The 12119-nt window shown below is 42.3% G+C and carries 10 protein-coding genes and 1 other annotated feature (1 of these 11 cut by a window edge); all 10 genes read left to right on the top strand.

Features of this window, described 5'->3' with window-relative positions:
* The first annotated feature begins 457 nt into the window (after positions 1-457).
* Complete coding sequence (locus tag ACIFOD_RS20320; RefSeq protein WP_113970861.1) at positions 458-919, top strand: CtsR family transcriptional regulator; 462 nt, start codon at positions 458-460, stop codon at positions 917-919.
* A gap of 19 nt (positions 920-938) precedes the next feature.
* The gene (locus ACIFOD_RS20315; protein WP_397554486.1) at positions 939-1487 is read left to right on the top strand and encodes a UvrB/UvrC motif-containing protein; all 549 of its coding nucleotides are present in this window, start codon (positions 939-941) and stop codon (positions 1485-1487) included.
* On the top strand, positions 1484-2566 hold the full coding sequence (locus tag ACIFOD_RS20310) for a protein arginine kinase (RefSeq protein WP_430316017.1): 1083 nt from the start codon (positions 1484-1486) through the stop codon (positions 2564-2566). Before ACIFOD_RS20315 ends, ACIFOD_RS20310 begins: the two co-directional genes overlap by 4 nt.
* 1 nt (position 2567) lies before the next feature.
* Complete coding sequence (gene clpC, locus ACIFOD_RS20305; RefSeq protein WP_397554488.1) at positions 2568-5015, top strand: ATP-dependent protease ATP-binding subunit ClpC; 2448 nt, start codon at positions 2568-2570, stop codon at positions 5013-5015.
* A 331-nt stretch (positions 5016-5346) separates the two neighbouring features.
* Positions 5347-6723, top strand: a complete 1377-nt coding sequence (radA, locus tag ACIFOD_RS20300; protein WP_428976828.1) for a DNA repair protein RadA — start codon at positions 5347-5349, stop codon at positions 6721-6723.
* A 3-nt stretch (positions 6724-6726) separates the two neighbouring features.
* Entirely contained in the window at positions 6727-7800 is a 1074-nt protein-coding gene (gene disA, locus ACIFOD_RS20295) for a DNA integrity scanning diadenylate cyclase DisA (RefSeq protein WP_113970866.1), read from the top strand.
* 214 nt (positions 7801-8014) lie between these two features.
* Positions 8015-9106 carry a PIN/TRAM domain-containing protein gene (locus ACIFOD_RS20290; RefSeq protein WP_397554490.1) on the top strand — a complete coding sequence of 364 codons (1092 nt, stop codon included), beginning with the start codon at positions 8015-8017 and terminating at the stop codon, positions 9104-9106.
* A gap of 75 nt (positions 9107-9181) precedes the next feature.
* Entirely contained in the window at positions 9182-9886 is a 705-nt protein-coding gene (gene ispD, locus ACIFOD_RS20285; RefSeq protein ID WP_430316016.1) for a 2-C-methyl-D-erythritol 4-phosphate cytidylyltransferase, read from the top strand.
* Positions 9879-10355 carry a 2-C-methyl-D-erythritol 2,4-cyclodiphosphate synthase gene (ispF, locus tag ACIFOD_RS20280; protein WP_397554492.1) on the top strand — a complete coding sequence of 159 codons (477 nt, stop codon included), beginning with the start codon at positions 9879-9881 and terminating at the stop codon, positions 10353-10355. The genes ispD and ispF overlap by 8 nt, the downstream gene beginning before the upstream one ends.
* A gap of 87 nt (positions 10356-10442) precedes the next feature.
* Positions 10443-11900 carry a glutamate--tRNA ligase gene (gene gltX / locus ACIFOD_RS20275; RefSeq protein ID WP_430316015.1) on the top strand — a complete coding sequence of 486 codons (1458 nt, stop codon included), beginning with the start codon at positions 10443-10445 and terminating at the stop codon, positions 11898-11900.
* A 43-nt stretch (positions 11901-11943) separates the two neighbouring features.
* Positions 11944-12119 (top strand) — a binding site (T-box leader) (it continues 45 nt past the right edge of the window).

Raw genomic sequence — 12119 nt, 5'->3', positions numbered from 1 at the left:
TCCATCCTCTATACAGCTGAGGGGATAATCTACTTCAGAGGGTAATCACTCTGAGTATTTAGGTGATAATTGGTAAAAGACGCATAAAACGGAAAATTGACTTAATAATGTTCGAAAAAGGCGCAATTACCACGAATCCTCGATTATAAACACTAAGTTCATCCCTAAAAACCCCAGCTTTGGTACAAAATAGAGCACTTTCTCTTACTAATCCCCCAATTAGTCACAACTATTAGGAAATAATCCATCCAAATTAATAAATTTTACTCTTCCTCCATCACACCACTCTCTCAATGCCCCATTTCATTAATTCTATCCAACAATCTCACATTCCCACGTTTAAAACCTTCCTAAAACAGGAAAACTTCTAAGGTCATACTTCATAATTGCAAAGTTTAAAACGCGGTTGTATAATTATAGTCAAATATAGTCAAAGTCAAAATGAGGAGGAGGTTTGATGAGGAACATATCCGACATCATTGAACATTATTTAAAGAATGTTTTAGAACTGAGTGAAAGTGAGATAGTCGAGATTAAAAGAAGCGAGATCGCTGATAAGTTTCAATGTGTTCCTTCTCAAATTAATTATGTAATCAATACCCGGTTCACGATAGAACGTGGGTATGTAGTAGAAAGTAAACGAGGTGGCGGGGGCTACATCCGAATCATGAAGGTAAAGGCCCACGATCAAGTTCATCTTATCGACCAGCTAGTAGCATTAATAACACAAACCATCAGTCAGAATACGGCTGCTGATATTGTGTTTCGATTAGTGGAAGAGGATATTATTTCTGAGCGGGAAGCGAAGATTATGCTGAGCGTAATGGACCGTTCGGTGATCATGGTAGATTTACCTGAACGGGATGTATTGAGGGGAAGAATGCTCAGAGCCATGCTGGATACATTGAAATATGAGTAAGTTTTGAGAGGTGAGTAGGATGGTTTGTCAAGAGTGTAGTGAAAGACCTGCAACCCTTCATTTTACCAAGGTGATCAATGGGGAAAAGACAGAGGTTCATTTATGTGAACAATGCGCTCAGGATAAGGGTGAAATGTTTATGTTTGATTCTTCTTCCGGGTTCTCTGTGAACAATCTATTGGCAGGTCTTCTTAATATAGCCCCTGCATTTAAGCAGGCAAAAGAAACGGAAATTCCTAAGACAGAGGTATTACAGTGTGAAAAGTGTAAAATGACTTTTCAGCAATTCATTAACGTAGGACGCTTCGGCTGTGCTCATTGCTATGAAACGTTTAAGGATGAACTTACTCCTCTTTTAAAGCGTGTTCACAGTGGGAATGTGGAACACCATGGGAAAGTTCCGGAACGCATGGGTGGAGCCATTCACATAAAGAAAAAGATTCAGCAATTGAAATCGGATCTGCAAACGATGATTGCCGATGAAGAGTTCGAAAAGGCTGCAGATATACGAGACGAAATTCGCTCCCTGGAGAAAGATGCTAATAAAGAGGGGGGAGATAAAGGATGAGTCTGGAGAAGTTTTTACAAAATGCTGTTAGTTCCTGGATGAATGAAGAAGGACCGAATTCAGATATTGTTCTTAGTTCACGGGTCCGGCTCGCAAGAAACATGACGGACTTTCGTTTCTCCACTCTATATTCTTCAGAAGAAGCTAAAGAGATTGTGGATCGCGTGAAGGATAAGCTCTCTCTATACCCTGGGAACTTAGGAGAATTAGAATTTTTAGCTACAAGTGAGATTCAGCCTCTCCAAAAGAGGGTATTGATGGAGAAACACCTAATTAGTCCTAACTTAGCGGAGGACACGAATTATGGGGCTGTCCTTCTATCCAGTGAAGAAGATATTAGCATAATGGTAAACGAAGAGGACCATATTCGAATACAGTGTTTATATCCAGGATTGCAATTGAAGGAAGCTTTACAAAGAGCGAATCAGATTGATGATTGGTTTGAAAGTGAATTTGATTTTGCTTTTGATGAGAAACACGGATATTTAACGACTTGTCCCACTAATGTGGGGACAGGGCTTAGAGCTTCCGTAATGATGCACTTGCCGGGTCTGGTTCTGACCCAGCAATTAAATCGCATCATTCCTGCCATTAACCAATTAGGTCTGGTGGTAAGAGGGATATATGGAGAAGGCAGCGAGGCGTTAGGGAACATCTTTCAGATTTCGAATCAAACGACACTTGGTAAATCAGAGGAAGATATTGTGGAAGATTTAATGAGTGTTGTAAAGCAGATCATTGATAAAGAACACTCGGCACGGGACGCATTAGTTAAAACGTCTAACATACAATTAGAAGATAGGATCTTTCGTTCACTTGGCGTATTGGAGCACAGTAGAATTATCGAGTCCAAGGAAGCAGCGAAGTGTTTATCGGATGTCAGACTTGGAATAGATTTAGGATACATCAAAGTCATATCTAAGAATATATTGAATGAACTAATGATTTTAACCCAACCTGGATTTTTACAACAATATTCTGGAGGTCCATTGAGACCAAATGAAAGAGATATAAGAAGGTCTTCTTTGATTCGGGAGCGAATTAAGTTAGATAAAGATACATGTGAGGAGGAAAAATAATATGATGTTTGGTCGATTTACAGAAAGAGCACAAAAGGTATTAGCATTAGCTCAAGAAGAAGCTATTCGTCTGGCGCACAGTAATATTGGTACTGAACATATTTTATTGGGACTTGTCCGCGAAGGTGAAGGGATTGCCGCTAAAGCACTTACGGCGTTGGGACTGAGCCCTGAAAAGATTCAGAAAGAAGTGGAAGGGTTGATCGGAAAAGGTACCGAGAAATCCCAAACGATCCATTATACACCCCGAGCGAAGAAAGTGATTGAGCTTTCTATGGATGAGGCTCGTAAACTGGGTCACTCATATGTAGGAACGGAACATATTTTATTAGGGTTGATTCGTGAAGGTGAAGGAGTAGCCGCTCGTGTACTTGGCAATCTAGGAGTCAGCTTAAATAAAGCAAGGCAGCAGGTATTGCAGTTACTTGGCAGCAATGATTCAAGTAACCACCAGGGCGGGGGCAATGCAAATGCCAATACGCCTACTCTTGATAGCTTAGCCCGTGACTTGACGGCGATTGCCCGTGAAGGCAGTTTAGATCCGGTTATAGGTCGAAGCAAAGAAATTCAGCGTGTCATCGAAGTGCTGAGTCGACGTACGAAGAATAACCCGGTGCTGATCGGTGAGCCTGGTGTAGGTAAGACCGCGATTGCAGAGGGTCTTGCCCAGCAGATCATTGCCAATGAGGTTCCTGAGATTCTTCGGGACAAACGCGTCATGACCCTGGATATGGGTACAGTGGTAGCCGGTACGAAATATCGTGGGGAATTCGAGGATCGATTAAAGAAAGTAATGGATGAAATCCGTCAAGCAGGTAACATCATCCTGTTCATCGATGAGCTTCATACATTAATCGGAGCAGGTGGGGCTGAAGGTGCCATTGATGCGTCAAACATCTTAAAACCATCTCTTGCCCGCGGTGAATTACAGTGTATCGGTGCGACGACATTAGATGAGTACCGTAAATATATTGAAAAGGATGCTGCGTTAGAGCGCCGTTTCCAACCAATCCAGGTCAATGAGCCAACGGCAGAAGAGTCCATTCAGATTCTTAAAGGTTTACGTGATCGCTATGAAGCCCATCACCGCGTGTCGATTACAGATGAAGCGATTGATGCGGCAGTGAAATTTTCTGATCGCTATATTTCAGACCGCTTCTTACCGGATAAGGCGATCGATTTAATTGATGAAGCTGGCTCTAAAGTACGCTTACGTTCATATACAACGCCGCCAAACTTGAAAGAGCTTGAAGCCAAGCTGGAAGAAATCCGCAAAGAGAAGGATGCAGCGGTTCAAAGTCAAGAGTTTGAAAAAGCAGCTTCTCTAAGAGATTCAGAGCAAAAGCTTCGTGAAGAGTTGGAAGAAACGAAGAACACATGGAAAGAAAAGCAAGGCCAGGAAAATACAGAAGTGACCGTTGAAGATATTGCGAAAGTTGTATCGAACTGGACGGGAGTACCGGTATCTAAGCTTGCTCAAACGGAAACGGATCGCTTACTTAAGTTAGAGGAAATTCTCCATTCCAGAGTCATTGGTCAATCTGAAGCAGTCGTAGCGGTGTCAAAAGCTGTCCGTCGTGCAAGAGCGGGGCTGAAAGATCCGAAGCGTCCAATCGGTTCCTTTATCTTCTTAGGACCGACAGGGGTGGGGAAAACAGAACTTGCCCGTGCGCTGGCGGAATCTATGTTCGGTGACGAGGATGCCATGATCCGTATTGATATGTCCGAGTACATGGAGAAACATTCGACTTCCCGTTTAGTAGGTTCTCCTCCAGGGTATGTAGGATATGAAGAAGGCGGCCAGTTAACGGAAAAAGTTCGCCGTAAACCGTATTCCGTCGTCCTGTTGGATGAAATCGAAAAAGCACACCCTGATGTATTTAACATTCTTCTACAAGTCTTGGAAGACGGGAGATTGACGGATTCTAAAGGAAGAACGGTAGACTTTAGAAACACGGTGTTAATTATGACATCTAACGTTGGTGCCCAGTCCCTTAAGAGCAATAAATATGTTGGGTTCAATATTCAAGATGGAAAGCAGGATTATAAGGATATGAAAGGCAAGGTGATGGAGGAGCTGAAACGAGCGTTCCGACCAGAGTTCCTTAACCGTATCGATGAAATCATTGTGTTCCATTCCCTTGAAAAAGACCACTTAAAAGAGATTGTGACCTTGATGTCCAACCAATTGACAAATCGCTTGAAAGAGCAGGATATTCATTTAGAGCTTTCAGCTGCTGCTAAAGAAAAAATTGCAGATGAAGGATTCGATCCTGAATACGGTGCGCGTCCACTGCGTCGTGCCATTCAGAAACATGTAGAGGATAAACTGTCAGAAGAGCTATTAAGAGGTAAGGTACTGACAGGACAGAATATATTGATCGATGTAGAAGACAGTGAGTTTGTTGTGAAGATAAAAGAAGAAGAAGCAGCAAATACTCCTACTTAATACAACGATGGAAAAAGAGGTACACGTATATGTTTTTCGTGTACCTCTTTTATCATAATGTGGCTTTTCTGAAATGCTTGTCGTCTCTAAGCAAGCCTGCTACGCTTTTCTGATTGTCCAGCTCCGGTGGCTAGAGGCTCGAGGTCATAAGCCAAGTTAACCAAAAAGGCAAAAAGCGCCTTTCCGGTTAACTCGTCTTATGCTTGTCGCCTCTGACCAAGCCACCTGCGCTTTTCTTGTAACCATTACATAAAACCGATACAATCATTCCAAAAGGGTATTTATATGGAATGGTTAGAGTACAAATAGAGTAAAAGAGGAGAAGAATAGATTGGCAAAGAAAAAGACAAAGTTTGTATGTACATCATGTGGATATGAGTCTGCTAAATGGATGGGGAAATGTCCAGGGTGTAACGAGTGGAACACGATGGTGGAAGAGGTTGAGATGACGGGGAAGAAGCCTCGTGGGTCGTTTATGCATTCTGAAAATAGCGGGCCAACTAAAGCAGAAAAGCTTATCTCAATCGAAACAAAGCAAGAACCAAGAGTATTGACCGAGTCGAAAGAGCTGAATCGGGTGTTGGGTGGGGGAGTCGTTCCGGGATCACTTGTGTTGATCGGTGGAGATCCGGGAATCGGAAAATCTACTTTATTGCTCCAGGTTTCTGCTCAGCTGGCTGATCAAAAGCAGAAGGTTTTATATATATCCGGAGAAGAATCCATCAAGCAAACAAAACTTCGGGCAGATCGATTACATGTGAAATCCGATGATCTATATATATTTGCAGAAACAAATCTTGAATTGATTCATCAGACGATTGAACAGATCTCACCTGATTTTGTTATCATCGACTCGATTCAAACGATTTTTCACCCAGAAGTGACGTCTGCTCCAGGCAGTGTTTCTCAGGTAAGGGAATGTACAGCCGAATTAATGAGAATAGGGAAAACCAAAGGCATCGCCATCTTTATTGTAGGGCATGTTACAAAGGAAGGATCGATTGCAGGGCCTCGTTTATTGGAGCATATGGTTGATACCGTGCTGTATTTTGAAGGGGAGCGTCATCATTCGTATCGTATTTTAAGAGCCGTGAAGAATCGATTCGGATCGACGAATGAGATGGGGATTTTTGAAATGAAAGAGCTTGGCTTGGAGGAAGTCGCAAATCCTTCTGAGATATTCCTGGAGGAGCGCTCCCAAGGCGCGGCAGGCTCGACGGTCGTTGCTTCCATGGAAGGTACAAGACCCGTTCTAGTGGAGATACAGGCCCTTGTCACTCCGACCAGTTTCAACAACCCACGACGAATGGCTACGGGGATAGATCATAGCCGTGTTTCACTCATTATGGCTGTATTGGAGAAACGGGCAGGAATGCTATTGCAGCAGCAGGATGCCTATCTGAAAGTGGCAGGTGGAGTTAAACTGGATGAACCGGCGATTGATTTGGCCGTTGCAGCGAGTATTGCGTCGAGCTTTCGGGATAAAGCGTCAAGGGCCCACGATTGTATCATTGGAGAAGTTGGTTTGACAGGTGAAATCAGAAGGGTTTCGAGGATTGAGCAACGTGTCCAGGAAGCGGCTAAACTAGGCTTTAAACGTGTGATTATTCCCCAAAATAACTTAAGTGGGTGGCAGCCGCCTTCTGATATAGAGATTACAGGAGTATCAAATATAAACGAAGCGCTGGCTATTATTTTAGGAGGATAGGAAATGGAAGATAAGAAGGCAAGAGAGAAGTCCATGTCGGATATTTTACAATTCGTTGCTCCTGGTGCCCCGATCAGGGATGGCATTGATAATGTGCTGAGAGCCAATACAGGAGGGCTCATTGTTGTGGGCTACAATGATAAGGTTAAATCTGTACTGGACGGCGGATTTCATATCAATTGCGCTTTTTCTCCCAGCTATCTATATGAGTTGGCCAAGATGGATGGGGCCATCATCTTGAATGAAGCGGGTACGAAGATTATTTTGGCCAATGCACAGTTGGCTCCAGATGTGTACGTTCCTTCCACTGAAACTGGAATGAGACACCGTACGGCTGAGCGGGTTGCAAGACAAACCAATGCCCTTGTCATCGCCATCTCTCAACGGAGGAACGTCATCACCCTGTATCAAGGCAACTTTCGATATGCATTAAAGGACATCTCTGTCATCTTGACGAAGGCCAACCAGGCGATTCAAACATTGGAGAAGTATAAGGTGGTTCTGGATCAGAGCATTTCTAATTTATCGGTGTTGGAGTTTGAGGAGCTTGTCACACAAAGCGACCTACTGCAAGTTCTTCACAGATTCGAAATGGTTTTAAGGATAAAGAACGAGTTATTGACCTATTTAAGCGAGCTGGGTGTTGAAGGAAGGTTGATCCGCCTGCAGATGAATGAACTATTGGCGGATATCGAAGATGAGGCGATGCTCATTATAAGGGATTATTCCCAGGAAAGAAATATCAAGCCGTTCGAACTCCTCTATAAATTTCAGGAACTTGTTCATTCAGAGGTATTAGAGGATAATGTCCTATTAAAACTATTAGGCTATCATGGGTATGTTCATCACGATGATGCCATCTATCCAAGAGGATACCGCGTGTTGAATAAAATTCCACGTTTACCGATTGTGATCATCGAAAACCTTATTACGAGGTTTGAAACCCTCCCTCATGTAGTGAGTGCTTCAGTGGATGATTTGGATGAAGTGGAAGGAATCGGAGAGGTCAGGGCCCGGAAAATCAAAGAGGGGTTAAAACTGATCAAAGAACAAACATTTGCCGATCGACAGTTATAGGTATGTGGTCCTGTATTTGCCATATATGGTATAATTGAAGCATTTTCAAAAAATTGACAGTCTTTATAAGACATGTTAGCCTTCACTTAAGGAAGCTAGTAAAATGGGATAAGTATATCAAAATGGTTTCCATTCGATTAAATTTAAAATTTTCAAGGGCTAAGAGGTTTCAAAAATAGTAAATTGTTTATAATGAATAGGAGGAGGTGAGGGAATGTTAAAAAGAATCGTTCAAGCGTGCTTCCTTATCGTCGGGGGAACACTGGGGATATTTCTTCTTCCCGAATTATTTACCGTCATAAATTTATCAGACATTCCTTTAATTAATAACCCTTATATGACTGCTATATTTGGTGCCATTATTTTTTATATTCTTACGTTTTGGGCAGTCGAGTATGTCGTCAATTTCGTCAAGTGGTTTGAAGATAGTTTAGTAAAAGCTCCAGTAACGGATCTGTTATTTGGCAGTTTAGGTCTGATTATCGGTCTTTTTGTTGCGTATCTGTTTGGGATTCCTTTCAATCAAATGGAGATTCCGATTGTCAACACAGTGGTTCCGATTCTATTAACGTTGATTCTTGGATATTTAGGATTTCAAGTTGGCTTTAAGAAGAGGGATGAACTGGTTAGTTTGTTCGGCACTTCAAATAGGGGTAAGAAAAAAGGGACTGACGAAGATTCTGATGAAGAGGGTGTGAAAACCCTGAAGATACTGGATACGAGTGTGATTATCGATGGTCGTATCGCAGATATCTGTCAAACTGGATTCTTAGAAGGAATTGTCGTGATTCCACAGTTCGTGCTGGAAGAGCTTCAGCATATTGCGGATTCTTCAGACGTGTTAAAACGAAACCGTGGACGACGCGGACTTGATATCCTGAATCGAATTCAAAAGGAGCTTCCTGTAGAGGTTCAGATTTATGAAGGTGACTTCGAGGAAATTCAGGAAGTTGATTCGAAGCTCGTAAAATTAGCAAAGCTTACGAATGGGATTGTTGTAACGAATGATTTCAACTTGAATAAAGTGTGCGATCTTCAAGGTGTACAAGTATTGAATATCAATGATTTAGCTAACGCCGTTAAGCCTGTTGTATTACCTGGAGAAGAATTGAAGGTTCAGGTAATCAAAGATGGGAAAGAACATAACCAAGGGATCGCCTATCTCGATGATGGTACGATGATTGTAGTGGAAGAGGGACGCAATTATATCGGCAAGTACATAGATGTACTTGTAACATCTGTTCTTCAAACCTCTGCAGGCCGGATGATCTTTGCTAAGCCCAAACAATTAGAAAAAGCTTTATAAGTATCATTGCCCTGACTCTATTGATTCAGTAAGGTATAATAAATAGTATTACTCGAGTGTTAAAGGAGTTATCATATGGAATATGAAGTTGTCATTCCGGCTGCAGGGCAAGGGAAACGAATGAAAGCGGGCAAGAACAAGCTGCTCCTCGAGCTGGATAGCTGTCCAGTCATTATTCATACACTTCGCGTCTTTGAACATGACTCCCATTGTCAGGGAATCTATTTAGCGATTCATCCATCGGAGCGGGATGCTTTCAAGAGTTTATTAGCCCGTTTTGGTATTACGAAGGTGGTTAAGCTTGTAGATGGCGGGGAAGAAAGACAGCATAGTGTATACAATGCATTGCTTGAGGTTGATCATGAAATTGTTCTTGTACACGACGGGGCAAGGCCATTTATTAAAGAATCCACGATTCACCAATTAGTAGAGAAAACTCATTCAACAGGAGCGGCCATTGCTGCTGTTCCTGTTAAAGATACGATTAAAAAAGTACTGGATGGGGAAGTCGAGGAAACGATTGAACGCTCAAGCTTGTGGATGGTTCAAACTCCACAAGCTTTTCGTGTTTCATTGTTGAAAAGAGCGCACGGGGAAGCGGAGCAAGATGGTTTTCTTGGAACAGACGATGCTTCTCTAGTGGAACGAATGGATGTTGAGGTTGCAGTTGTCGAGAGTGATTATGACAATATTAAACTGACGACACCTGAGGACTTGTATTTTGCTGAGGCCATTTTGAAGAAGCAAGAGGAAATGAGTGGAGGAGACAACCATGTTTAGAATCGGACAAGGTTTTGATGTTCATCAATTAGTAGAAGAGAGACCCCTTATTATGGGAGGGATAACGATACCATATGAAAAGGGATTATTAGGACATTCAGATGCAGATGTATTATTACATGCTGTAGCGGATGCGTGTTTGGGGGCTGTTGGTGCAGGGGATATCGGCAAGCATTTTCCAGACACAGATCCTGAGTTCAAGGATGCAGATTCAGCAAAGCTTCTTCTGCATGTATGGGCTCTTGTGAAAGAGGAAGGGTATGAATTAGGGAATATCGATTGCACGATCATTGCGCAGAAACCGAAGATGGCTCCTTATATTGATGAAATGAGACAAAGCATTGCAGCGCTATTAGAAGCAGATATTACGCAAGTGAACGTAAAGGCCACAACCTCTGAGCAGCTTGGTTTTACCGGGAGAGGCGAAGGGATCGCAGCGCAAACGACCGTGTTGATCAAAAAGAAGTAAGAGGATAAATTCGCTTTATTCCCTTTCATAACGGTGTTAAAATAGGTCAGAGACTTTAATGCAGGAATACAAAGAGGAGGAAATTAAATGACAAAAGAAGTACGCGTCCGTTATGCTCCAAGTCCAACGGGTCATTTACATATTGGAAATGCAAGAACCGCTTTATTTAATTATCTATACGCTCGCAGTGTAGGTGGAAAGTTCATCATCCGTATTGAAGACACGGATAAAAAACGTAATATTGAAGGCGGAGAAGAAAGTCAGCTTAAATATCTTCAATGGCTTGGAATCGATTGGGACGAGAGCACAGATAAGCCGGGTGATTACGGTCCTTATCGCCAATCCGAGCGTAACCATATTTATGAGCAGTATCTAAACGAGCTGTTGGAAAGCGGACAAGCCTATAAATGCTACTGTACGGAAGAAGAGCTTGAAGCGGAACGTGAAGCGCAATCAGCATCAGGTCAAATGCCCCGCTACTCAGGGAAATGCCGCAACCTGACGAAAGAGGATCAGGAGAAATTAGCAGCAGAAGGCCGTCAACCTAGCATTCGTTTCCGTGTACCTGCAGGAAAGGTCTATTCTTTCAATGATATCGTGAAGGAAGATGTAGCCTTCGAATCAGACGGAATCGGTGATTTTGTCATTGCGAAAAAAGACGGTACGCCAACGTATAACTTTGCCGTTGCAGTAGATGATTATCTGATGAAAATTTCACACGTTCTGCGCGGGGAAGATCATATTTCCAATACGCCAAAACAATTAATGATTTTTGAAGCTCTTGGATGGGAAGCACCTGTCTATGGCCATATGACATTAATCGTTAATGAAAGCCGTAAAAAGCTAAGTAAGCGTGATGAAAGTATCATTCAGTTCATTGAGCAATACGAAGCTTTAGGTTATTTACCGGAAGCTTTATTCAACTTCATTGGGTTACTAGGCTGGTCTCCAAAAGGAGAAGAAGAGCTATTTTCTAAAGATGAGTTTATTGAAATCTTTGACCCTGAGCGTTTATCGACTTCTTCTGCTCTGTTTGATAATCAGAAGCTTACATGGATGAATAATCAGTACATGAAGAATTTGGAGTTAAGTCAAGTTGTGGAGCTATCCCTTCCACACTTAATCAGTGCGGGTAAACTGGATGAGGATATGTCAGACGAGCAGCGTGAATGGGCGAGTCGCGTCATCTCTTTATACCAGGAGCAAATGAGCTTCGGTGCTGAAATCGTAGAGCTGTCTGAAATGTTCTTCAAGGTAGATCTTGAATATGATGAGGATGCCAAGGCGGTCTTGGAAGAAGAGCAGGTTCCTGAAGTTCTTCAAGCTTTCTTGAATGAAATCGAAGCTCTTGAAAATTATGAAGCAGCAGAAATTAAATCGTCTATCAAAGCAGTGCAAAAGTCTACTGGTCATAAAGGGAAAAAGCTGTTTATGCCAATCCGTGTAGCGGTAACAGGTCAGACTCACGGTCCTGAATTACCGAATGCGATTGAGCTTTTAGGGAAAGATACCGTTAAACATCGTCTGCAAATTCTTTTAGGTTAACATTTTGGATGTTATGTAATATAGTAAGAGTATCACAATAAATGATATCGCGTTGATGAGGAGAAGTAAGAAAAGGATGCTTAGTAGAGAGAACCATCACCGGCTGAAAGTGGTTTAAGCCCCTCCTATTCTGAAATGCACCTCTGAGCCCGTTACTGAAATATAGTAGGTAAAGGCGGTTTCCTACCGTTAACAGGATTTGAGTTGGGGAAGGTTTTT

Source organism: Rossellomorea sp. NRS-1567, from assembly GCF_050467885.1.
Classification (GTDB): Bacteria; Bacillota; Bacilli; order Bacillales; family Bacillaceae_B; genus Rossellomorea; species Rossellomorea aquimaris_C.
This window is presented reverse-complemented; position numbering and strand designations above follow the sequence as displayed.